The sequence below is a fragment of the Psychrobacter sp. I-STPA10 genome (assembly GCF_021012795.1).
GTDB lineage: Bacteria > Pseudomonadota > Gammaproteobacteria > Pseudomonadales > Moraxellaceae > Psychrobacter.
Genome location: NZ_VFYU01000027.1, coordinates 38,624 through 63,019 on the forward strand (window position 1 = coordinate 38,624; position 24,396 = coordinate 63,019).

22 protein-coding genes are annotated in these 24,396 nt (G+C 41.3%); 9 read left to right on the forward strand and 13 right to left on the reverse strand.

Going from position 1 to position 24,396, the window contains the following annotated elements; genetic code table 11:
- Positions 1-175: 175 nt before the first annotated feature.
- On the forward strand, positions 176-1,087 hold the full coding sequence (rluB, locus tag FHK89_RS13320) for a 23S rRNA pseudouridine(2605) synthase RluB (protein ID WP_442966604.1): 912 nt from the start codon (positions 176-178) through the stop codon (positions 1,085-1,087).
- A gap of 290 nt (positions 1,088-1,377) precedes the next feature.
- On the opposite strand, the gene FHK89_RS13325 is transcribed toward rluB, so the two are convergent.
- Genes FHK89_RS13325 through FHK89_RS13335 form a run of 3 tightly spaced genes read right to left on the reverse strand, consistent with a single transcriptional unit; the run spans position 1,378 to position 3,401 of the window.
- Positions 1,378-2,001, reverse strand: coding sequence for a hypothetical protein (locus tag FHK89_RS13325; RefSeq protein WP_230661263.1), 624 nt, complete (start codon positions 1,999-2,001; stop codon positions 1,378-1,380).
- 45 nt (positions 2,002-2,046) lie between these two features.
- The gene (locus FHK89_RS13330) at positions 2,047-2,592 is read right to left on the reverse strand and encodes a hypothetical protein (RefSeq protein WP_230661264.1); all 546 of its coding nucleotides are present in this window, start codon (positions 2,590-2,592) and stop codon (positions 2,047-2,049) included.
- 26 nt (positions 2,593-2,618) lie between these two features.
- Positions 2,619-3,401 (reverse strand): hypothetical protein, encoded by a 783-nt coding sequence (locus tag FHK89_RS13335; protein WP_230661266.1) that lies wholly within the window; start codon positions 3,399-3,401, stop codon positions 2,619-2,621.
- 239 nt (positions 3,402-3,640) lie between these two features.
- Here FHK89_RS13335 and FHK89_RS13340 point away from each other — a divergent pair, with 239 nt between their 5' ends.
- Positions 3,641-4,243, forward strand: a complete 603-nt coding sequence (locus FHK89_RS13340) for a LysE/ArgO family amino acid transporter (protein ID WP_230661269.1) — start codon at positions 3,641-3,643, stop codon at positions 4,241-4,243.
- A 421-nt stretch (positions 4,244-4,664) separates the two neighbouring features.
- On the opposite strand, the gene FHK89_RS13345 is transcribed toward FHK89_RS13340, so the two are convergent.
- From FHK89_RS13345 to FHK89_RS13355, 3 genes are all read right to left on the reverse strand, one after another.
- Positions 4,665-5,306, reverse strand: coding sequence for a MarC family protein (locus FHK89_RS13345; protein ID WP_230661272.1), 642 nt, complete (start codon positions 5,304-5,306; stop codon positions 4,665-4,667).
- 161 nt (positions 5,307-5,467) lie between these two features.
- Entirely contained in the window at positions 5,468-6,358 is an 891-nt protein-coding gene (gene nadC / locus FHK89_RS13350; RefSeq protein WP_230661275.1) for a carboxylating nicotinate-nucleotide diphosphorylase, read from the reverse strand.
- Positions 6,359-6,494: 136 nt separating this feature from the next.
- On the reverse strand, positions 6,495-7,535 hold the full coding sequence (locus tag FHK89_RS13355; RefSeq protein ID WP_230661278.1) for an NUDIX hydrolase: 1,041 nt from the start codon (positions 7,533-7,535) through the stop codon (positions 6,495-6,497).
- A gap of 349 nt (positions 7,536-7,884) precedes the next feature.
- Here FHK89_RS13355 and nadA point away from each other — a divergent pair, with 349 nt between their 5' ends.
- The 3 genes from nadA to FHK89_RS13370 all read left to right on the forward strand — a co-directional run bounded on the left by nadA (position 7,885) and on the right by FHK89_RS13370 (position 12,096).
- A complete protein-coding gene (nadA, locus tag FHK89_RS13360; RefSeq protein WP_230661347.1) occupies positions 7,885-9,003 on the forward strand; it encodes a quinolinate synthase NadA in 1,119 nt (372 codons plus the stop codon).
- A gap of 65 nt (positions 9,004-9,068) precedes the next feature.
- Entirely contained in the window at positions 9,069-11,108 is a 2,040-nt protein-coding gene (gene nadB, locus FHK89_RS13365) for an L-aspartate oxidase (RefSeq protein ID WP_230661281.1), read from the forward strand.
- Positions 11,109-11,160: 52 nt separating this feature from the next.
- Positions 11,161-12,096 (forward strand): lysine exporter LysO family protein, encoded by a 936-nt coding sequence (locus FHK89_RS13370; protein ID WP_230661284.1) that lies wholly within the window; start codon positions 11,161-11,163, stop codon positions 12,094-12,096.
- A gap of 6 nt (positions 12,097-12,102) precedes the next feature.
- Here the strand turns inward: FHK89_RS13370 and FHK89_RS13375 are convergent, their stop codons facing one another.
- The 4 genes from FHK89_RS13375 to FHK89_RS13390 all read right to left on the reverse strand — a co-directional run bounded on the left by FHK89_RS13375 (position 12,103) and on the right by FHK89_RS13390 (position 16,719).
- Positions 12,103-13,266, reverse strand: a complete 1,164-nt coding sequence (locus FHK89_RS13375) for a PIN domain-containing protein (RefSeq protein WP_230661286.1) — start codon at positions 13,264-13,266, stop codon at positions 12,103-12,105.
- An 81-nt stretch (positions 13,267-13,347) separates the two neighbouring features.
- A complete protein-coding gene (locus FHK89_RS13380) occupies positions 13,348-13,719 on the reverse strand; it encodes a hypothetical protein (protein WP_230661288.1) in 372 nt (123 codons plus the stop codon).
- Positions 13,720-14,061: 342 nt separating this feature from the next.
- Positions 14,062-15,333: an FAD-dependent oxidoreductase gene (locus FHK89_RS13385; protein WP_230661290.1), complete on the reverse strand. Its 1,272-nt coding sequence runs from the start codon at positions 15,331-15,333 to the stop codon at positions 14,062-14,064.
- 78 nt (positions 15,334-15,411) lie between these two features.
- On the reverse strand, positions 15,412-16,719 hold the full coding sequence (locus FHK89_RS13390) for an FAD-dependent monooxygenase (protein WP_230661292.1): 1,308 nt from the start codon (positions 16,717-16,719) through the stop codon (positions 15,412-15,414).
- Positions 16,720-17,364: 645 nt separating this feature from the next.
- Here FHK89_RS13390 and FHK89_RS13395 point away from each other — a divergent pair.
- Positions 17,365-18,480, forward strand: coding sequence for a PhoH family protein (locus FHK89_RS13395; protein ID WP_230661294.1), 1,116 nt, complete (start codon positions 17,365-17,367; stop codon positions 18,478-18,480).
- A 48-nt stretch (positions 18,481-18,528) separates the two neighbouring features.
- Positions 18,529-19,098 carry an rRNA maturation RNase YbeY gene (gene ybeY / locus FHK89_RS13400; protein ID WP_230661296.1) on the forward strand — a complete coding sequence of 190 codons (570 nt, stop codon included), beginning with the start codon at positions 18,529-18,531 and terminating at the stop codon, positions 19,096-19,098.
- 25 nt (positions 19,099-19,123) lie between these two features.
- Here the strand turns inward: ybeY and FHK89_RS13405 are convergent, their stop codons facing one another.
- Entirely contained in the window at positions 19,124-20,017 is an 894-nt protein-coding gene (locus tag FHK89_RS13405) for a mechanosensitive ion channel family protein (RefSeq protein WP_230661298.1), read from the reverse strand.
- Positions 20,018-20,151: 134 nt separating this feature from the next.
- Complete coding sequence (gene fumC / locus FHK89_RS13410) at positions 20,152-21,540, reverse strand: class II fumarate hydratase (protein WP_230661300.1); 1,389 nt, start codon at positions 21,538-21,540, stop codon at positions 20,152-20,154.
- A gap of 215 nt (positions 21,541-21,755) precedes the next feature.
- On the opposite strand from fumC, the gene FHK89_RS13415 reads away from it, so the two are divergent.
- Together FHK89_RS13415 and FHK89_RS13420 are read left to right on the forward strand one after the other, a co-directional pair.
- Positions 21,756-22,385 carry a 5-formyltetrahydrofolate cyclo-ligase gene (locus FHK89_RS13415; RefSeq protein WP_230661302.1) on the forward strand — a complete coding sequence of 210 codons (630 nt, stop codon included), beginning with the start codon at positions 21,756-21,758 and terminating at the stop codon, positions 22,383-22,385.
- A gap of 262 nt (positions 22,386-22,647) precedes the next feature.
- Positions 22,648-22,818 (forward strand): hypothetical protein, encoded by a 171-nt coding sequence (locus FHK89_RS13420; protein ID WP_230661304.1) that lies wholly within the window; start codon positions 22,648-22,650, stop codon positions 22,816-22,818.
- 88 nt (positions 22,819-22,906) lie between these two features.
- Here FHK89_RS13420 and FHK89_RS13425 read toward each other — a convergent pair whose 3' ends face one another.
- The gene (locus FHK89_RS13425; RefSeq protein ID WP_230661305.1) at positions 22,907-24,265 is read right to left on the reverse strand and encodes a Na+/H+ antiporter family protein; all 1,359 of its coding nucleotides are present in this window, start codon (positions 24,263-24,265) and stop codon (positions 22,907-22,909) included.
- Positions 24,266-24,396 lie beyond the last annotated feature (131 nt).

A 24,396-nucleotide genomic window follows, 5' to 3' on the forward strand; every position in this document is an offset into this window, starting at 1 on the left:
TTAGAGGCAACAGACGCACAACCATACTAAAATGGGACAAATTAGCGTAGAATACTCAAGCTTATATTGATATTTTTTATACATTGCGAAATGTATCCCCAACCGACTCAAGGAAATAACCATGTCCGATCATTCAAACCCCTCTCACACAGATGAATCAACCTCTGCAAATGAGATGCCCACAACTGCCCAACACGCCCCCTCTAACCATAACAATACCGCAGCGACAACCAGCACAGTTGGTACAGAAAAACTGCAAAAAGCGCTGGCTCGTATGGGATTAGGCTCAAGAAGGCAGATGGAAGAGGTGATTAAATCTGGGCGAGTATCCATCAATAGCACTCCTGCAACCATTGGCGATCGGGTTAGCCAAACCGATGAAATTCGGGTTGATGGACGTCTAATTAAATACAAATCAGAGAAAGAAAAACGTCGTCGTGTATTGGCTTATTACAAACCTGAAGGCGAAATTTGTTCTGCCAGTGATCCAGAAGGTCGCCCAACGGTGTTTGATCGTCTACCAAAGCTCACCCATGATCGTTGGGTGATGGTAGGACGCTTGGATATCAACTCCACAGGGCTGTTATTATTTACCAATGATGGCGAACTGGCACACCGTTTAATGCACCCATCAAATGAGATTGTGCGTGAATATGCGGTACGGATTCTCGGTGATGTCACGCCTGAGATTGCCAGCAAATTAACGGCAGGTGTCGAGCTTGAAGATGGCTTAGCAAAGTTTGATGATGTACAAGAAGGTGGTGGTAGTGGTGTCAATAAATGGTATCACGTTAAGCTCAAAGAAGGGCGCAATCGTGAAGTACGCCGTTTATTTGAGTCACAAGACTTAAAGGTTAGCCGCCTGTTGCGTACCCGTTACGGCTCAGTGAGCTTGCCCAAAGAACTACGCACGGGACGTTTTATTGAACTGGATAAAAAAGAGATTCATGATTTAACAGATTTGGTCAATCTACGTCCTCGCCAAGGTACAGGACTACAAGGTGCGGCTAAGCGTAAAAAAGAACGCATACAGAAAAAACCACTAAAAGCGCGTCGTGGTGGTCGTACTAATAACAAACAACGCTAAAATATCGACTACCTAAATACCAGCAATAATAAATAAAAATAAAGGGCTATTTACAAAATAGCCCTTTATTTATAGGACTTACGCAGTTTCATAGATTATTAGCGGCTGGGAATCATTTACTCGCTGGCTGTACGTAGTTGCAGAGGCTTCGTAAATAATTCCCAGCCGCTTGATTAAGACAAATATCGTACTTTTGCGTAAGTCCTAATTTATTAAACCCCACTATGCCTATGCACAAACTAAAAATAGAACCCAATTTAAAAAGTAAGCCACAAATAAAAAAGTATCTATTAATCTTCTCGACTATCCAAATAACGCTGCATTGCACGTAAGTTTTGTAGTTGCTCTTGTTGATATTGATTCAGCACTTTATCCAAGTTCTTCTCAATACGTTCAAGTAATGCCTGCACCACCTGCAACGCTTCGGCTAAATGTTGTGATGACTCAACAGGTGCACTAACTGCTGTGGTCAATGCCTGACTTTTAGCAATCAAATGATACCTAGCCAATGCTTCTGGCAAGCGTTCTACAATGAGTTTTTGCAGCAAAAATGTCTCTTCTGTGACCACATTAGATGCTACAAATGGTGGTGGTCTGCGCTGTTTGGCAGCCATATCAGGTGAGGGTTGTTGCCAACTATCATACGCCTGCATTTTTGTATCAATACGCTGTAAATGCTGTATTTGTGCCACTGGCAAATACTTTAAATAGTGAGAATCTAACTGTAGTTGCTGCCAAATAACTGAGGTATATGCTAAGTCTTTTGATTCATCTTTGTTCGTATTTGACGGCTCAATATAGGTGATTTGTCCAGGAGTGATGCCCACCATACGATGAAATGCCTGCCAGCTTTTTTTACCGACATATACCGTTGTTAATAGGGTAACTAGACCCACGCCTAGCGATATTATCATGATAGTGTGCTTAGGTTTTATGGTTTAAATAATCAAAAATGGGCTTTATGTGCGATTTTCAAAACGCTGCTTTAGGTAGCGATTGGCAACCAATAACTTTTGACCATCTTGATGATAGGAAGCTTCTAATAACTCATCAAACTGTGCATTGACAGTATTTAAAACTTCTAATAACGCTTCTTTACCTGTTACATTGGAATTTTTAATTTTGGTGGTATCTGCCCGTGAACCATCTAAATCATGCAGACGACGATAGTCAGCAACAGCTTGTGGCACATGCGTTTGCATCAAATTATTAATCATCACATAAGTTTCACTAACTGTGTCTTTATCATCAATCACCCCATCATTATTGCTATCCCCATAAATCAGTCGCAATGTTTCACCTTTTTGGTTAATTTTTTCTAAGGTAAGCTTTACATCGGCAGGCAAACTTTTTTCGGGAATATAGCCAAGCTGAGGCATGGATTTGTACTCCAGCATCTTTGGCTGGGTTAATTTTTTAAAGCCCCGATAGCCTGCATAAAGTCCTGCCATAGGCAGCAGACCATACAACACAAACATCAAAAACATGGCAGTTAATTGTGACATAGTAGGTATCCTAACTTAGGCTAAAATTAGTTCTGAGTACGGCTTTTAACATAGCGATGCGTAGAAGCTAGCCGACTGACCACCATTTGATGTAGCTCATCTAATAATTCATCTAACTCATAATCTATCTCTAAAAACAGGTCAGTCAATAAATCTCCTGCGGTCATATTACCTTGAACAATGTTATTTTTAGTACGATGTGGGCTAAAACGTAATAGCTGTTCATAATAGTTCAGTGCTTCGGGGATACTTTCTTGAATGAGCTTATTAATCACATATTTACGCTCACATACCCACTCTTCTTGACTGTCATTTAGCTCCGTTGACCACTCCCGATAGCGGCTTAATTTATGGTTAATACGATCTAAAACTGCCACTGCTTCGATTGGCATGGCATTTAAGGTAGACTCATCTACTACATCAACAAGTTCAGTCATAATTGGGCATTTCCCATGTTTTAATGTCCACAGCGTATCAGGATCAAAAGGCGGTCTATTCGGGTGACGACGGTTTTTTTGTAATTGTAAATAGCGATCTGTCAGTGGCGTGGGTACTTGGGTATTATTAACCAGTTTCACTGCGTGCGTCACTCGCTGCGCTCTGAGTTGTTGATTTTCACGCTCTTGTATGTTGTTATCTTTGGTATCTTGGCTCAAGTTATCTTCATTCTGACCTTCACTCTCAGCCTCTGCACTAGGATAGTGAATGGGTGGTAATAACTCAGCGTTTTGTTCAGTGTCAACATGGCTACTCCCACTACTTTCAGGATATGCAAATGACTTAAATAATCTTGATAAACTAACGGCCATATCACCTCTTTATAGCAGCACTCTTTATAGTCGCCTCAGTATAAAAAATAAAAACAGCAAGTATCGCTAACTAAAACAGTGCGCTGTGATGGATTTATAGTAGGCAGACTATATCCAACAACTTGTTATTATTTAATTAATCATTGTTTTTTTGTATTAGCCCTATACTCAATAACTGCTTGCTGTCAGTAAATAACTATATTATCTTAACAGTTTTTACAATATTTGCGAGTAACACAATGATACTGACAGATTTTATCGCAGGTTGGGCATTAAGTATTTCTCTGATTCTGGCAATCGGCTCGCAAAACGCATTTGTATTAAAACAAGGGCTAAAACGTGAACATGTCTTTGCAATCTGTCTATTTTGTGCACTCTCAGATGCGATACTGATATCGGCAGGGGTGGCAGGATTTGGCGCAATTACCGCCCGTTATCCTAATCTGGTCATGTGGGCAAAAATAGCAGGCGCGCTTTTTTTATTGGTCTATGGGCTGATGAGCTTATATGCCAGTGTCACTAAGTCACATGCGCTAAACAGTTCTGGAGAAGGTGTCAGTAGCCTAAAAAAATCACTACTGCTATGTATTGGCTTTACCTGGCTCAATCCTCACGTATATTTAGACACATTGGTATTGGTAGGCATGGTGTCTACTGGAGCACAAAATAAGGTACTGTTTACACTGGGTGCAATCTGCGCCTCAGTGATGTTCTTTTTTGCACTGGGTTATGGTGCAAGATTATTATCACCTTTATTTGCAAAGCCTAAAGCATGGAACGTATTAGATGCGCTTGTCGGGATATTGATGCTATATTTGGCTTGGCATTTAGGATTGAGTTAATTATGTGATGACTATATGGTAACTATAGTCTGCCTATTATAAATCCACCACGGTGTTAACCTCGCTTAATGTACTACATGTACTATCTTCACTCAGTTACCTTGTGGTGAAATTATATTAGATTGACTATAAGAAACTGTATTTGATCATTATTTAACATTTAAATATTCATATTAATTATCTATGTTTAAATGTTTTAGGACTTACGCAAAAACACGATGTGCGTAGGGTGCATTCTATGCACCTTTATCTAACGGTGCGTAAAACGCACACTACAACTCCCCTGTTACAATATCTTTAACTATCCACACTGGCATTTATCTAGCTCTCATATAAAAACACTCATATACTCATATAGAAGCATTCATCTAAAGGATAAAGACAAGTTCTTAACTTGTTAGCTCTTAACAAAAAACCTGACTCACAATAAATCTGGAAATATGGTACGTAGCCCACTGACAATAATTTCAATGGCAACTGCTGCCAATAACATACCCATGATACGGCTCATGATATTAAGCCCAGTATCCCCTAAGAAACGACTGATACGCCCTGCCGCCATCAAACAAAGATAACAAAAGATACTAATCAACAAGCCAGCGACAATGATGGAAGTAACTGGCAGCCAACCACTGACTTGTGAGGAATAAATAATCACTGTTGAGATACCACCAGGCCCTATCATCATTGGAATCGCTAATGGCACAACGGCTGAGGCAGTACTAGGAATCACTTCATGCACATGCTCAAAGTCAAAGTTGTCTTGGTCAGGCTTCACTGGATTACCCTCACCATTCATCATATTAATGGCAATTAAAAATACCAAAATACCCCCAGCCACTTGGAAAGAGCCTATTGAGATGCCCAACACTTTAAGCAGCGTCTCACCAGCAATGGTAAAAAAGGCAATGGTAATAAAAATAGTGGTACTGGCAATACGAGCGACTTTACGGCGGTTGGTCATAGAGTAACCACGGGTCAAGTCTAAAAATAATGTTAATGCACTAAATGGGTTAATCAACACCATAAATGCCAGAATGATTTTGATAATTTCGGTGTCCATCACCACCACCCCAATACTGAGTCTAGAAAAAAGGGCGATTTTATCACAGCATCAGTAACACGCCTATGAAAACAAAACCTATAATTAAAAAATTTAACAAAAATTTATTTTTTAGCTTTACAACATCTCAATTGGCATAAATAAATACCCTGTTTGACTTATCAGTTAATAAAATCTAACCCAATATCCAACGCTTTGCTGCTGTGGGTCAGATAACCCATGGCAATAAAATCAACACCTGTTTTGGCAATATCAACAACGGTTGTTGGTGTTACACCACCTGACGCTTCGGTTAATGCTCGACCTCGGCACATATTAACCGCTTGTGACAACGTATCCATATTCATATTGTCCAATAGCACCAACTTTGCACCTGCCGCTAATGCTTGCTCAAGCTGCTCTAGGGTATCAACCTCAATCTCTATTGGCACCAGATGCCCAGCCAATGCTTGCGCCTGCTGCATGGCTGTGGCGATATCACCAGCAATGGCGATGTGATTGTCTTTGATTAATATCGCATCATCTAAGCCCAGACGATGATTACGCGCACCACCACAGCGCACCGCATACTTTTGTAGGCTGCGTAATCCGGGGATGGTCTTACGGGTACAGGTAATTTGGGCGTGATAGTCTGCTACCAAATCAACCACTTGCCAAGTTGCTGTGGCAATACCACTTAGATGGGTCATAAAATTCAGCGCCGTTCGCTCAGCGGTCAATAAATGACGAGCATTGCCACTCACTGTTGCTAATTTATCACCTGCTTGTACTTTATCACCATCTGCGACATGAGCGACAAACTGTACGTTCGCATCAACCAAAGCAAAAGACAGCCGAGCCAAATCCATACCACATATCACACCATCATCACGTACTTTAATTTCTAATTTGGCAGTTTTATCAGCAGGTATGGTCGCTTGTGAAGTCACATCACCACGACGTCCCAAATCTTCTTGCAACGCCATTGTGACCAATGGGGTAAGCAATACATCATCTAAACTTGGCTGCTGTCTGGCAAAAACTGGCTGTTTGACTACGCTGGTTATCATCATCTTACTTCCTAATTTGCGCTACATTTAAACTCAATATGAGTGTAAATATAGCGCAAATATTATCCTTTCTGCAAACTATTTATAGAAATAATTGGCTTATATTCTTATATAAATGAATGATTACCAAACTTTGCCCTTACTTTTGCTTAGGCAACTTACTGTCCATCAGCAAGCTTTGTAGCTCCATATCATAGCGGAAACGATACAGCTTGGCAGGTCTACCACGACTGGCACTGATACTTTGACCTGTTGGCTCAATCAAGTTTTGATGCTCTATCAAGCGGCGAAAATTTTGCGTATGCAGAGGCACTCCAGATAACGCCTCGACACTTTTTTGTAACTGTGAGACGCTAAACTGCTCAGGCATCAAGCCAAATATTAGCGGACGATATTCAATCTTGGCACGTAAACGGGAAATGGCTGTTGCAATCACCCGTCTGTGGTCATAATACATCGGCTGTCCAATCATGGTACAAAGCTCAATTTTTCTGGCAAATTTATTAGGTTGATAGGCAGGTGATTCAGGAATTAACCCTGCTTCATAAAGCATTTCATAACGTAGTAGGGCATGTTCTGCAATCCAGTCTGTCATACGGATATCTAGTTGATTTATGTCTTTTATATTCACTATTTTGCCATCAGCCTGACTGTCTGCTACTGCCTCATTCCAGTCTATCCCCCAACATAAACGCACTCGCTGGCAACGCCTTTTTTGCTGCACTTTATCTGTGGCAGAATACGCCCACTGTAACAATGCAGGTGCAATGTGCGACAAGATACACTCTGGTGTACCACTCAGATGATTCTCCCACGGAAAATACACATGCCAATCTTGCCATGTGGCTTGTGATGATAATGGACTTAGCTGTGATTCTTGCACCAAGCCTAAATAACTGACATACACCAACGCATGCCCTGCGGCATTACGGCGATTGGTATCAACAAAGGTATATAACTGCTCAATATAACCAAGTGGGTGCTGTGTTTGCTCCTCTACCCATTGACGTACCCCTGCTTGTAATGAGCGATGCAAGGGCATCAATGGTCCATTGGGCAGTAATTTCCCCTCATCAACAGTCAGTACACGCGCGCTATCATTGGTAATGGCGACCAAGACAGCCACCACTTCGGTTGTGCCACTGCCTTGATAATGGGCATGGGTATAAGACAAACTCATAGAACTCTCAGATTATTTAACTAGATTTTTATAATAATAGTGACTATCACCATCATGACTATGTAATTTTAATGATAAAGATAATAAAAAAAACAGTATAACCCGAACAGTATATAAATCGCATTGCTTACCTGTAATGATAGTCATGACGATAAAAAATAAAATAATGCAATAAAACACTTGTATTTAAACTCAAAATGAGCATAATTAAAAAAAAGAAACCATAAAAATTTGCCACTATCACATATCCACACGATAGCCACCGCAGAGGAAGCCTATTATGTCAATAACGACTTCAAAGCAAAACTTAGCAACGAAAACCTCAGCTACCAATACTTATCCCTATGATATGCCCACACTCACTCCAGAGCATTCTTTATCGCCTGTCATTGATATTGAGTATGCCAAAGCAAAAATTCCTGCTGAGCTGCCCCGCAGTGAGCGACAAATCGTGGAAGCAAATATAAAACACTTACTACAGCAAAATAATGCCGTTTTAGTTGCGCATTATTATGTTGACCCCTTTATTCAAGAGTTGGCACTTGCCACAGGTGGTTGTGTCGGTGATTCTTTAGAGATGGCACGCTTTGGTCAAGCCCACCCTGCACAAACGCTTGTGGTTGCTGGGGTACGTTTTATGGGTGAATCAGCCAAAATATTAAGCATGGATAAAACGGTATTGATGGCAGATTTAGAAGCTGAATGCTCATTAGATTTGGGCTGTCCCATTGAAGAATTTAGTGCCTTTTGTGATGCCCACCCTGAGCGTACCGTAGTGGTATATGCCAATACCAGCGCAGAAGTAAAAGCCCGAGCAGACTGGGTAGTAACCTCATCGGTTGGATTAGAGATTGTCAGTCATCTACATGCCAAAGGTGAAAAAATCATCTGGGGACCTGACCGCCATTTGGGTAAATATATCCAAAAACAAACTGGGGCTGACATGCTGCTATGGCAAGGCTCATGTATTGTGCATAACGAATTTAAAGCCCTCGAGCTTGAGCAGCTCAAAGCTGAGAATCCTGACGCTAAAGTATTAGTACACCCCGAATCACCTGATAGTGTGGTGGCGTTGGCAGATGTGGTTGGCTCAACCAGCAAGCTATTAAATGCCAGCCGAGAGATGGACGCACCCAGCTTTATTGTGGCAACTGATTTAGGCATCTTACATGAGATGCAAAAACAATCACCACACAAACGGTTTTTGGCAGCACCAACAGCAGGAGAAAGTGCGACTTGTAAAAGCTGTGCTTTTTGTCCATGGATGGCAATGAATGGGCTACAAGGCATTGAAGATTGTCTAAAAAATGGCACAGGTGAAATTCACTTAGAGCCGAATTTAGCAGCAGCAGCACTCAAACCCCTACAGCGTATGCTTGACTTTGCCGAGCAGCAAAAACGCCGTGTCGCCGCCAGTGGTGATATTGTTAAAGACCGTCCGTTGTTTGAAAAAGTGGGTGCAGCCTAAGTTAACATGCAACACGAATAACACCATCATTTTCATGTCTGCCAGTCCATTGATAAGGTAAAAATATGATGACACTGAGCCAAACCAAAGCAACCATCAATACTACCAATTTGCATCACAATAAGATTGATACTGCTCAAACTATGCCTAGTAACCCTATCTCTATCATTCAAGGTCATGACTTAAATTGTGATGTGCTTATCATCGGTGCAGGATTGGCAGGCATCAGTGTTGCATTGTCTCTACCCAAGACATTCAACATTATCATACTGGCAAAAGAGGATTTGAGCACTTGTTCTAGCCATTATGCCCAAGGCGGCATCGCTGCTTGTATTGATGAACAAGACAGTGTGGCAGAACATGTCAATGACACCTTAGTGGCGGGTGATGGACTGTGTGATAAAAGGGCAACAACTGAAATTTTATCTCATGGTAGCGATGCCATCGACTGGCTAGCTGCTATGGGCGTGCCTTTTACCACTGAGCAAAACATAACTACTAAGCAAAGCAATGCCAGCTTTGCCCATGCGCCACAGGCAACCACTCTACATTTGACCCAAGAAGGTGGACACAGTCAAAGACGGGTAGTACATGCCGATGATGCCACTGGTAGGCATATTATGCACACTTTGCATCAACAAGCACAGGCAGCCAATCACATCACCTTGCTGTGCCAGCATGAGGCACTACGGTTACTCCGTGCACCTTATGACCACACTGATAATGGTAATAATAACATCAATAAAACTGATGGCAATACCATACATCACCCCTTACCCAGTAGCAATTCTTGTCTGGGGGCTGAAGTCTACGACCATAGCAAACACACTACTTTTACGATTTATAGCCATGCTACCGTACTTGCCAGCGGTGGACTGGGGCAGCTTTTTAAACGCGCTACCGCACCTTCAATTGCCATGGGAGATGGCATGATGATGGCATGGGAAGCAGGTTGCCGCTTAGCAAACTTAGAGTTTATTCAGTTTCACCCAACAGGACTTGCCAAAGATGACAGTAATTTTTTAATCTCTGAAGCCGTACGTGGCGAAGGTGGATTGCTACGCTGCCCTATTACTGGCAAACGCTTTATGCCCGATTATGACAAACGGGCAGAGCTTGCACCCCGTGATATCGTTGCCCGAGCCATTGCTCATGAAATTAGCAATAACCAACTCGGCTATGTATATCTTGATATTACCCACCTTGAAGCCAGCTTTATTCAGCAGCACTTCCCTGATATTTATGCCCATTGCCTAAAACTAGGCATTGACATGACCACAACCCCCATTCCTGTTGCCCCCACTGCTCACTATACTTGTGGCGGCGTGATGACTACCCCACAAGGACAAACAGACATCAACAGTCTTTATGCTGTGGGAGAGGTGGCTCATACAGGGCTACATGGTGCCAATCGTCTGGCAAGTAACTCACTGCTTGAATGTGTGGTGGTGGGTCGCAACATTGCCCAGCACCTATCTCGCTATTTGCAAGCAGACGCACAGTGGCAATACCCAACCACACCAACAGATTCTCTAGCCGTTGCTATTAGCACGCACAGCAACAATAATAAGCAAACCAATAAGCAAAATAATAAAGCCTTAACTAAGCCTAGCAGTATTTGGCAAGCAGAGGCGGATAAAAATAACACGGCTACACAACATTATCCCATTGAGTCACTCAAACAACTGATGACCTCAAATATGGGTATCATGCGCTCACAACAACAGCTACAAGCAGCACAACAGCAAATATTGGCTTGGCAAGAACAATACAAAATCAGCCCTAACGCCAATTATCTAAAGCATGTTGATATAAAAAATACAGCAGATTTAGCCGCCCGACGCTGGCAACGCTTACTGACCCTTGCTACCTTATTGCTACAATCTGCATTAACCCGACTAGAGAGCCGAGGCGGACATTATCGACACGATTATCCAGATAGCCACCATACTGCCTTAAGCAGTATTATTAGCAGTGTTGATAATGTTAGTGACAATGTTAGTGACAATGTTAGTGACGATGTTGATGCTACTGCTGATATTGATGCTCATATAGTTACACCAACCCATCAACCGCCAAGCAAAATAGCCACACAACCAGCGTGATAAAGAATGTTTGTGCTACAATCGCTGTTTTTTTTGAAGTCGGTTATCTCTTATGCCAAGCGCACAAAGCCTACAAAGTCTAATTACCTTAGTATTAGTATTAACCCCACTGTTTCTTGGCTTTGTGCTACCAACACATGCTACCTTATTACACTGGTCAGAAAAAATATTAGGTTATTTGGTCTATATCATTTTAACCTTAGTTGGCATTGAGCTGGCACAAGTGGCTGGCTTGAGTGAACAGGTATTCAATATTGCCTTATATGTACTGGTATTGGCAGTATTAACCATAGGCACAGGATTGGCAGGTCTGATGATATTTGACCGCCTACGCCCTTGGCACAGCAACAACAAAACACAAACACTTGCGCACCCTGTCAGCTTTCGCGGCAGCCTAATTCAAGTGGCATGCGTCGCTATCGGTTATGCCATTGGTAAGCTATTACCAGTCTATGCACCCTCTGCCATGCCACCAGAAAACAGCATGACAGCCCTACTGATGCTGCTGATATTATTGGTTGGTATCGGCTTAAAAGGCTCAGGTATTAGCTTACGAGAAGTGTTATTAAATAAACGTGGGGTGCAAACCAGTATCATCTTCACTGTATCGGTGCTGCTCAGTGGAGGAGTATTTTCATTGTTGTTTGATGAGGTCTCATTAACGCAAGGCTTGGCACTGTCATCAGGGTTTGGTTGGTATTCCCTCTCCGCCATTGTCATGACCGATGCGTATGGCGCAATTTGGGGCAGTGTGGCACTGTTTAATGATTTATTGCGTGAATTTACGGCGTTGCTATGTATTCCTATGTTTATGCGCCGCTATCCATCAGCAGCAGTGGGACTAGGTGGGGCAACCAGTTTGGATTTTACCTTGCCGATTATTCAGCAGTCAGGTGGCTTGCAAGTTGTACCATTAGCGATTAGTTTTGGTTTTATTATTAATATCTTCTCACCTGTACTTATGGTTGGATTTTCGGCATTGGGGTAATGTAAGTTATAAGTTATAGCTAATTTTATTATTTGCCGCAACCATAATTAGCTTATTTGTAATGAACTCCTTGAGAATTTTATCAAGCAACATCACATCAGAAATTTTTAATCGACTTTCTAAAAAGTTCCTTAAACTATCTTTTTTCTTAGGTCTGATTTTATCTGGCATATCCTTGATGATATGTAATGAATTGACATATAAATCATCATAATCATACTGTATGCTCGGATAATATATGTCTTTTTGACTCTGTTTAATAATCCCTTCTTTTTTTAACCACTTTATAATTAATCCAACATTACTTTCATCCTCTTGTTGTTGATATATCTTTAATCGCTGTCGAATCATATTATGTAACTCATCAATCGTCTTCACTTGATTGTTTAACACATACTGCACAATTAGTTCTAAAATCGCCTTTGAATCTACATGATAAGTTAATTGATTACTGCCATTCTCTATAGTTATCAGTCCATAATTCACCAACTTATCAAAAATACCTTCAATGATATAATTCTGCTCATCTTCATCATAATTTGTCATTTCACTGGCTAAAATATACTTTTTAATAGCAGATAATAAATTATGTTTATAAGTTGGCAAAAAAGCATTTTCTTTAATAAGCTCTGCACATACCAAGCCATAACAGTGGTGAATAAACGGCTTGCTAATGTCCTCTTTTAACTCTTTTTTAATGTCACTAATGACATCTAATGTCGGTTCACCTTCTTCTTTAATAACTTGCTGTTGAATCTTGGTGACAGCTTGTGTAGTCACATCTGTACCAATCTCATCAATCACACTAACATTATCAGGATTTGCTAAACGTATGATATTCATACCATCATAGACACTGTTTAGATGGGTCACCAACACATCATAACCACTGTCTTTTGCTAAAATACACACACTTGCTTGTTTATCAAGTTCAGATATTTTTCCCAAATAAAAACTCAGGTAAAAATCCAAAGCGTTTTTACCTGAGTTTTGCATTTTTATGATATGCACATGCTTATTGTCAAATTGTAATAAAGTTTCCACCAATTCTAAAGGCAAACTTTTTTGTTGATTGACGCCTAAAAACAACCAAATGTGGCAATTATTGACATCAACACCATCAAAGTTTTTTGGTTGAATATTTTCATAATCAATTAAAATATGCTGCATGTGTTAAATCCTTCTTCTACTATACATAGACATCTTAAGGATTTAATTGTAACTACTCAATATATGCCAATAATAAATTAATTATATATTACCAGCTAAAAGACGTAATATCGCATCAACCTCTGGCTTTTGCTCTTCCTCTTCCTTTTCCTTATCGTTATTATCCAAGGCAAAACTTACAGGGGACGATTTACTTAACTGAATTTCCACCTCATCTGTTTCATCTATTTCAATATAGCCTTCTTCTAAAAGATGGGCTAAATCAACCTTTTGACGCAACTGTTCACTAATAAAATGGCTCATGTCATCACCACGACTTAATAACAAACAGTATTGTCGCTCTCGTCCTTTTAATTTACTGTCCTCATTTAAGGCTTTGAGACCCTTAGTAGTACAGAATATTTTGCCTTGTGTAGATAACTTTCTTGGTTCACTGTTCATAAAACTGTTCATACAAACCTCGCCTATTAAGATATCATCAATATGATGTTCACTGCATAATCCTTTATACAATGTCTTTAAGATACAAAGTCTTTAAGTCATACTGATTATTCTTTTCAGTTTTAGTTTCATAAAATAAATTGATAAGAAATAAAACAACAAGTCCAAACGACATATCTATCTGATGAAATAAAGTATAAACATAATAATTTAGGCTATTTATCCACTCATATTTCTTAAACAATTTATTTTATGTACAAGTGTACATTATATTCTACCCACCACCAGCTTTCTATCCCATATTATATTTTTTTAACTATAAAAAACATTTCATTGCTAATAATCTACCGAATATCATAATCCACTTGCTTTTTTTGTAAACAAGCGCATCAATGGCTTAATCTGTCCCACCTGATACATGCCTTCACTACGTAGTTGTTGTACAGGTCGCAGTGCTGCAAACTCACCTGCAAACAGCCAGTTCATCGCCGAAAAGCTATGCATCATCAGACTATTGTGTGGACGACGTTGACGCTCGTATTGCTGTAGAGTTTGCAAGTGTCCCCAAAGACGTTTACCACTACGCTGATAATCTTGCCGTAATAAGTCATACAAAGCTACCACATCAAGCAAGCCCAAATTTAGCCCCTGCCCTGCCAGCGGATGCACGCCATGCGCCGCATCTCCGACCAATACCAAGTTCTCTTTAATATAACTTTTGGCTTGTTGTGCCGTCAGTGGGAAGCTAGCAACTGATTCAATTTGCTCAATACTACCCAGCTCATAGCCACTGGCAGCAGCCAAGTTATTAGCTATTTGCTCATCAGTAGCCGTTAGCATATCCAATGCTTGATTGCTGGGCAATGTCCATACCACTGATTGCCAATGTTGTGGATTGGCTTTATCTTCATCAGTAATATCAGCAAGTGGCAACAGTGCCAATGTTCCAGTGGGCAACATGGCTTGACGGGCAATATGTTGATGTGGCTTTTCGGTATGAATAGCGCAGCAAATGGCTGTCTGATGATAATCTAATGTATCGAGCGTAATACTGGCTTGACAACGCACAAATGAACCACGACCATCTGCCCCAACCACTAATGGTGCAGTGATTTTCTCGCCATTATCTAAGCTGATTTGATAGCCATCTTCACTACCCAACCAGTCCATAGCTGTGACTTTTTGTCCTCGTATTACCTGCAAATTCTGGCTGATTTGCGCATCTTGCATACGCTGCCAAAGTGCATACTCGATAACAATTGGCTCAACCATACTGCCAAGTAGTTGCGGCACGCCCTTAGTTTCGCCAAATTGCAGCTCACCATGACCATCTTTTTGCCATACCAGCATTTGATTGTAATCCGCTTTACGTCCTGAGTGACAGATAAGCTGCCATGCACCCACTTCTTTTAATAGCTCAATACTAGCAAGGCTAAGCGCATACACTCTGGCATCACGCTGGGTCAGCTTTTGTTGCCAATTCTCTGCTGACATCTTAGGACGTGCATCTATTAAGGTCACGCCATGTCCTGCCTGCGCAAGTTTTAGTGCCAATGCTGCCCCAACGATGCCACCACCAATAATGAGGCTATGGTCATTTTTCACTGCTTTATTTATATTTGTCATGGTTATTATCTTTATCCATTTTTTACTTATTTAGTATCAATTGTTATACAGCTTAATTAAACTATTTAAACCATGATACTAAGACTTTAATCCCATCGCATAAGTAGCGACCAACGGCTTAACATTAGGCAGCTTATCAAAGGCGATTAATGCCAGATTACGCGCAATTTTGACCGCAGGATTCGGGTTAGTAAAGCCATGCACCACCGCATCACAAAAGCGAATCACTCGCTTTTGGTCTTTTTTGCGCGCCTGCTCATAGCTTGCCAACATCGCACCATCGCCAATATCTTCACCGAGCATCACTTGCCTTGCCAGCATTTTTGCCAACGCCTCAGCATCACGCATACATAGGTTAAAACCCTGCCCTGCTACTGGGTGCAAGGTGTGGGCAGCATTACCCATAATCACACAGCGTCCGTGTATTTGCTGCTGTGCTAATACCCGAGTTAAAGGATAAGCACCCCGCTTACCTGCCCTCACAAATGTCCCTGCTCGCTGACCAAATGCCTTTTGTAATGCCTGCAAAAACAATGCTTCATCTTCAAGATAGGGCTGCTCTTCACCTTTTGCACATACCCAGACTACCGAGCGGCGATAGCCTGCTTGATGGGGCTCGTTGCCATCTCCTGCGGCATCAGTTAATGGCAATACTGCCAAAGGTCCTGCTGGGCTAAAGCGTTCAATGGCAGCATGTTGATGTGGGGTGTCGGTTTGTACCACACCGACGATGGCACATTGTTGATAATCATAGTTGGTTGTGCCAATGTCTAACAAATTGCGTACGGTTGAATCTCGCCCATCACACGCCACCAATAAATTACCCACTAAACGCTGCTCGTTGCCTGCCTCACTGTCATAAATTAACGTCACATCGGTTTGCGACTGAACAACCTCAGTGACGGTTGCCCCATCAATGATATTGATTAAAGGGCTATTTTGCACTGCCAGTAACAACTTACGCCCAAGCCATGCATTTTCCATCACCTGACCAAACGACTCGACGTTTTCCTCTTCTTTATTCAGCTTGGCATGACCAAAACTACCTTGCTCACTAATCTGCACCGAATCAATACGGCAAGCATGGCTTTGTAGCGCCTCCCATAGTCCAATCTGCTGATAAATCTGCACCGTACGTCGTGACAAAGCTGTATTACGGCAATCTAAATAATGGCTACGCTTCACATCTTCGTTGGGGCTAATACTTGGATAACGGTTTTTTTCTATCAGCGTACTGGCAATACCCTGATGCGCTAGTAACAAGGCGAAGGATAAACCCACATGCCCGCCACCAACAATCAGCACATTTTGGTCACTAATGGCATAATCCAAGACATTTGTAGTAGCGGCTGATGTTTTGTTATCACTGGATTTTATATCTGACATAGACATATCATTACTCACTTTATTAGCCCACTTGTTTATCAATAACTATTAATAATAACGATTCACGATATTGTTGGCAGTTTTATCACTGCCTATCTTTATTTGCTACATATCTTTAATATAGTCAATCTAATATAAGTTCACCACAAGGCAACCGAGTGCAGATAGTATACCCATCTAGCGAGGTTAACACCGTGGTGGATTTATAGTAGGCAGACTATAAATATATCCAATCTATCATAGCGCAGTGTTGCTATATTGTCGCATAGTAATCAAGCAGATATCACCCATACTCAAGTAACCTATACTCAAATATTATCACTTCGCCACATTAGCCCAAATAATCAGCCTTTACAAAAAACGACGTAAGTTATATCAAGCATCGCTTGAATTCTAATCACAAATAACCATAATACAAGACAGTGTGGCTCTTATACCTCACTGGTATACGTCACTGGTTTACACTAATAAATCAATTTACTTTTAACTTAACTTTTGTGATATACCCCCAAATATAACTATCTACAACAACATGAAATAACCATTGCAACCACAGCAATGTCAGCAAAAATACAAAAACATTGACATAAATGGTCACAAGCCTGTTATATGATAAAAAAGGCTCACCAACAAAAGGATATTCAATTGACTGATACCATTACTCGTAAAGTAAATCTAGACTTTTTAACTTCATCACAACTAAAAACCCTGCTGGGTGAATACAATAATCACCTTAAATATATCCAAGACCGTTTGGATATTACCATTAACCAACGTCAGCACAAATTCACCTTATCAGGTGACTTGACGGCGGTAGAGCGTGGCGAAAACATTTTAAACAAACTGGCAGATGAAGCACTGACAGCAACGCACATTACCCCAGAAGAGTTGCATTTAATCATTCAATCTAGCATGTCTCGTGTTACTGAAGCCCGTGAGGCACTAGAAGCACAACTTGCAGATAATGACAACGTAGATGGCGTAGAAGGAGTAGACGGCGAAGATAATTCGCATAACTATACACCCATTAGCCTGCGTACTCGTAAAGGTAAAATTGTGCCTCGTGGTGGTAACCAACAGCACTATGTGAAACGCATTTTAAGCTCAGATGTGTCTTTTGGTGTTGGTCCTGCGGGTACTGGTAAAACTTATCTTGCCGTTGCCTGTGCCGTTGATATGCTCGAGCGTAATGAAATCGAGCGTATCTTATTGGTACGTCCTGCGGTGGAAGCAGGTGAAAAACTGGGCTTTTTACCGGGTGATTTAACTCAAAAAATCGACCCTTATTTGCGTCCTTTATATGATGCCCTTTATGAGATGCTTGGCTTTGAAAAAGTGGGTAAACTACTTGAGCGTCAAATCATCGAAGTTGCGCCACTTGCCTATATGCGTGGTCGTACATTAAACAACTCATTTGTGATTTTGGACGAAGCGCAAAACACCACACCAGAGCAGATGAAGATGTTTTTAACTCGCTTAGGCTTTGGCTCACGAGCAGTAATTACCGGCGATATCACTCAGGTGGATTTGCCACGTGGACATAAATCTGGCTTAGCGCAAGCGCTGCAAATTTTGGGTAAGATTGAAGAGATTCACATCACCAAGTTTGACTCAAAAGATGTGGTACGTCATCAGTTAGTACAAAAAATCGTTGAAGCTTATGATGTCTTTGATGAGCAGCAAGAGGCAATCAAAGAGGCTCGCAAACAAGCTCGACTTGAAGAGCAAGCACGCAAACAAGCTGAAAATGATAAAATCTAAACCAAGCGACGCAATTTTATAATAGCCATTTGATGTAAAATGAGGTTTATGAACGCACCTTTAACGCCACAACCAACCCTTGCCATCAGCGTCAGCCACGCTGATGGCATTTGTGATGATGTGATAGCACAGTATTATACAGATAACTTTATCACCCCCATTGCCCAAACCACACTGGTCTATATCTCTGAGCTAATAAACACAGGGTTAACCCTGCCTGATTATGCAGATTTGGATAGTGAAATTTGGCAAAGCAAAGATAAAGTGTTAGATATTTATATCACCGATATGCAAGAAGGCAGACAGCTAAACTTAGATGCTCGGGGCAAAGACTACGCCACTAATATTTTATCTTATCCCAGTGATTTACCAACTTCACTCATTGAGGTCATGCCAGAATTGCCACTTGGCGAGTTAATTATTTGTCATGATGTTTTGATAACACAAGCTGACGAACAAGGCAAAACCACCGAGCAGCATTTAACTCATCTATTGGTACATGGCATTTTGCACCTACTCGGCTTTGACCATGAGCTTGGACAAACCGAGCAAGATGAAATGGAAGGCTTTGAGATTGAGATTTTGGCAAATCTTGGGCTGCCCAATCCTTATGAGTAAATGACTTATACTGTCGTTGACTCACCTATTTGTTTTGTTTGTCCTTTTGCAAATCCACAGGAGTTGCTGGCGCTACCTGTAACTGCTTTACCATATCTTCTAAGCCCACCACATGCACACTACGTTGCGGGAATGGGATTTCAATGCCTTGCTCATCTAACGCATATTTGATTTTTTCTAATAAATCACAATTGACCGACCACCAATCATTATTGGTCGTCCAGACATTCATGGTCAAATCAACCGAGCTATCTCCTAGGTTGGTCACACGAATAATCGGCTCAGGGTCTTTAAATATCAACTCATTTTCTTGAGCAATTTTTAGCATGATTTCTTTGGCAGTTTTGATGTCATCACTATAACCAATACCGACCACCACATCGACACGGCGATTGGGTATGGAGGTGAAGTTAATCACTTCGGTGGTCGATATTTTGCTATTAGGTATGATAAGTTCATGATTATTTGTAGTAATCAAGCGGGTATGTAGAATATTGATTACTTCGACAGTGCCTTTGGTATCATTAACTTCGATATAATCACCTCGGCTAAACGGGCGAAAGACAACGATGACAACACCTGCGGCAAAATTAGACAGTTGGTCTTTGAGTGAAATACCAATGGCAACGGTCGCCCCACCCAAGATTGCAACCACTGACGTTGTATTTACTCCTACTTCACTTAACGCAGCCATAGCGACAACAACCAACATGACGCCATACAAGATATTACTTAAAAAACGTGTCATGGTATCATCAAGTTGACTACGTTGCATCACTCCTTCAGCAAGCTTGACCACTTTTTCAACTATCCATTTACCAATGATAAATATAACAATAGCAATGGCTATTTTTACTGACATGTCTACAGCAAGTTTGCCATATTTCTCAAAGTCAATTAATAACATTTTTTCATTCATTGTAAATCCTTTTATTTCATCTCTATTTCTAAAACAATAAAAAGCCCTGCATTTGTATCAGGGCTTTTTATGTTTTTAGAGTATCAACAAAGTTTGTATGTTGCCATACTTTTATATGATGATTTATTAGTTAATTATTTAGGATTCACCATATCTTCTGGGGTGACCCACTCATCGAACTCAGCTTCAGTCATTAAACCAAGCTCAACCGCAACTTGTTTAAGCGTTTTGTCTTCTTTATAGGCTGTTTTGGCGATTTTCGCGGCATTTTCATAGCCCACATGGCGGTTTAGTGCGGTTACTAGCATGAGTGAGTTATGTAGATAGTGGTCGATTTTCTCTTTTACTGGCTCAATACCTGCCGCACAGTTATCATTAAAGCTGTTACACGCATCGCCAAGTAGCTTGATAGATTGCAATAAGTTATAGGCAATTACAGGTTTAAAGACGTTTAGCTCAAAGTTACCTGAAGCACCCGCCATACTGATGGTGGTGTCATTACCCATCACTTGCGCCACAACCATGGTCATCGCTTCAGACTGGGTAGGGTTGACTTTACCCGGCATGATAGAAGAGCCTGGCTCATTTTCTGGGATTTTAATCTCACCAATACCACAACGAGGGCCAGACGCTAACCAGCGGATATCATTGGCGATTTTGTTTAAGCTAGCCGCTAGTGTTTTTAATGCACCAGAAGCAAACACTTCGGCATCACGTGCTGCCAGTGCTTCAAATTTATTAGGTGCTGTGACAAATGGCAAGCCTGTTAGCTCAGCTAATTGCTCGGCTGCTTTGACGGCATAATCAGGGTGTGAGTTTAACCCTGTACCGACTGCTGTACCACCCAAAGGCAGTTGATATAAGCCTTGCAGCGCATTGTCGATACGGGTTAAGGCATGGTCAAGTTGACTGACATAACCGCTAAATTCTTGACCTAGGGTTAATGGGGTCGCATCTTGCAAGTGGGTACGACCAATTTTAACAATGCTATCAAATTCTTTGGCTTTTTTATCTAGCGTATCACGCAAAGCTTTTACCGCAGGAATAAGTAGGCTGTTGATTTGACGAGCAGCGGCAACACGAATGGCGGTTGGGAAGCTATCATTGGTAGACTGAGCATGGTTTACATGGTCATTGGGGTGGATTGGCTTGTAAGTACCACGCTCATTGCCAGCGATTTCATTGGCACGATTAGCAAGTACTTCGTTCATATTCATGTTTGACTGTGTGCCTGAGCCAGTTTGCCATACCACTAATGGGAATTGGTCAGTCAAGCCGCCATTAATAACTTCATCAGCCGCTTGTACGATAAGGTCACGCTGACTGTCTTCAATACGGCTTAGGCTGGCATTGGTAATTGCTGCCGCTTTTTTCACTAACGCCATCGCTTCAATCATCGGACGTGGCAGAGTTTCGCCGCCAATTTTAAAGTTTTCACGGCTACGCTGGGTTTGTGCGCCCCAATAAGCATCGCTAGGAACTTCCACATTACCCATGGTATCTTTTTCGGTACGAGTCGACATAATGTCTCCTTATTTTTCAGTTTTTTGTTGGTTTTGGTATGTCTTTTATTGATGCAATAAACAATACAGTTTATAAAATCGAATCAGACAGGTAAAAAACCGTTTTATGATAGCATGACTCTACTTATTTTTGTTTAATAGAGTGTTGCTAGGCGTATCAATAATCTATTTCAAATCCGTCTATACCCATATATAATAAAAACTTCAAGGATACCATGCACAGTTTTTTATCACCTACCCAAGAAGCCTTAGTCAGCAATCCACCACGGCGTATTTTTACTCGTCAGCGGCGGGCACTATCTAGCAGAGAAAGACAAGCGGCAGCCAAACATGCCAGTTTGCATTTATATAAACTAAAGCATCGCATACCTCACCATGCCAACGTAGCGATTTATTATGATGATTTTGGCGAGCTGCCGACTCAGCCAATACTTAATTGGTGCCTGTGTCTTGGATTACAGCCATTTTTACCAGTGGTTGGCAGCCGAGGCAAGCATGACAAAAAACTTATGTTTGCACCCATCTATCAGTATCATCTACGCAATATTGCCACTTATACGCATCGGCTAGGTATGCAGCAACCACAGTCACGCAAACTGATTGCTGCATCACAATTAGATATTATTTTTTGTCCATTGGTTGCTGCTGATAAGCAAGGTAATCGTATGGGTATGGGCGGTGGTTATTATGATGCCACCCTTGCCCATAGTCATCATTTTGGCTTAACAAAACCATTAAAAATCGGTTGGTGTTATGATTTTCAGGTGATAGAGCAACTTGCTCGCCAATCGTGGGACGTGCCATTAGATGCACTGATAACCCCTAGTAGGATAAGGTGGTTTTGATGCCGTCACCGCATACAAAGCATACAGTTAAAGCATATTTGGTGAAATTCACCCACAGTCCTCTACGGCTCATACTCAGCATTTTATGGTGCTTAGCGGTCGGCTGGATTATTCAATCAGGCTTTGGCTATATCCCCCATCATCTTACTAATATAAACTCACCTTCATATCCTTATCCCATAGGTTTAGTTAGTTTTTTGCTTATTATTATCAGTGTGCAAGCAGCATCGGCTATTATTTTGGACTATTTTATTCATAGCGCATGGAAGTTGCTACTGATGCTTATTCTCAATATCAGTTGTTTATTTATCGCCATGTTAATGAGTATGCACGCCGCGCCACCACTGAGCGTCTTTTCCCTTTGGCAGTTTCTATGTTTTATCGTAATGCTTCTTTTATGTCTGTATCATACGGCTATTTTTATCTATCATAAAATGCAATAAGGGTATATCGAACACTCAATATACCCTTATAACTATATCTACTATATCTTTGTATTAAATATTCATTGCTTTATGGTTTTACAACACCATCGCTGCAATCCAGCCAAAAATCAGCAGTGGAATGTTGTAATGTAAAAAGGTCGGTATCACCGTATCTTTGATATGGTCGTGTTGACCATCAATTGCTAGACCCGACGTTGGTCCCAATGTCGAATCCGATGCTGGTGAGCCTGCATCACCCAATGCCCCTGCTGTACCAATAATAGCCACGGTTGCCAAAGGTGAAAACCCAAGCGAGATACACAAAGGTACATAAATAGCGGCAATAATCGGAATGGTCGAAAATGATGAGCCAATCCCCATGGTCACCACCAAACCGATGACCAACATCACCAATGCTGCCATCGCTTTTGAACCTGCAAACATTGCTGCTGCACCATCTACCAATGGCTGAATTTGGTCAGTGGCTTTCATCACCTCAGCAAATCCTTGAGCGGTAATCATGATAAAGCCAATCATCGCCATCAACTTGATGCCTTCATTAAATACACTATCTGCTTCACGCCACTTGACCACACCCGTTGCCATAAATACGCCAAACCCAAATAACGAGCCGAGCAATAACGAATCCGTATATAGCTGCACCACAAATGCAGTCACAATCGCTGCCAATGCCACCAAAGTTTTTAGCTTACTTTGTGGCTGCGCATTATTTGCCGTTTGACTCAAACTGTCACTGGCAATCAGCTCATCATGTGCTTGCTGGTCTATGGCTAGGTTTTGATAATGACGCGGTTTACGATAACTGATAAATATTGCGGTTAATAAACCACACAGCATACCCAGTGCAGGAATTGCCATGGCGTGCATTACTGAAATATTAGCGACATCTAACCCTGCTTCACCGACATTTTTGAGCATGATTTGATTAAGATAGATATCCCCAAATCCGTATGGCAAAAACATATAGGTATTCACTAAGCCAAAAGTCATCAAACAGGCCAGCAAGCGTCTATCAACCTGCAAACGATTAAACACCAATAATAAAGGCGGAATTAATAATGGAATAAAGGCGATATGAATGGGAATGAGGTTTTGACTAAAACAGCTCATCAATATCAAACCACCAAATAATAGCCATTTGATAGAGCCACCCACACCTTGGGTTTCAATACGCCTAACCACACCTTGCGCCAAAGATTGCGGTAGACCTGAATGGGCAATTGCCACTGCAAACGCACCAAGCAGTGCGTACGACAAGGCAATCTCAGCCCCGTTTTTAATCCCTTCTTGAAAAGAACTCAAGGTGGTATCAACGCCCAGTCCACCCACCAAACCACCGACCAATGCCCCAATCAGTAAGCTTAATACCACATGCACCCGTGCCAGTGATAGCCCTAACATCACCACCACAGCAAGTAATACTGCATTTATCATCTGTTTGCCCTGCCCTATTTATAACTTGCAAATTGTCTATAACATGATTTGTAACGCTGTCTGTAAAACTAAAAATTCAATGTGCTTGCCTCATCTACTGCCAAACAACAACGCATCATTAAAATTAATTA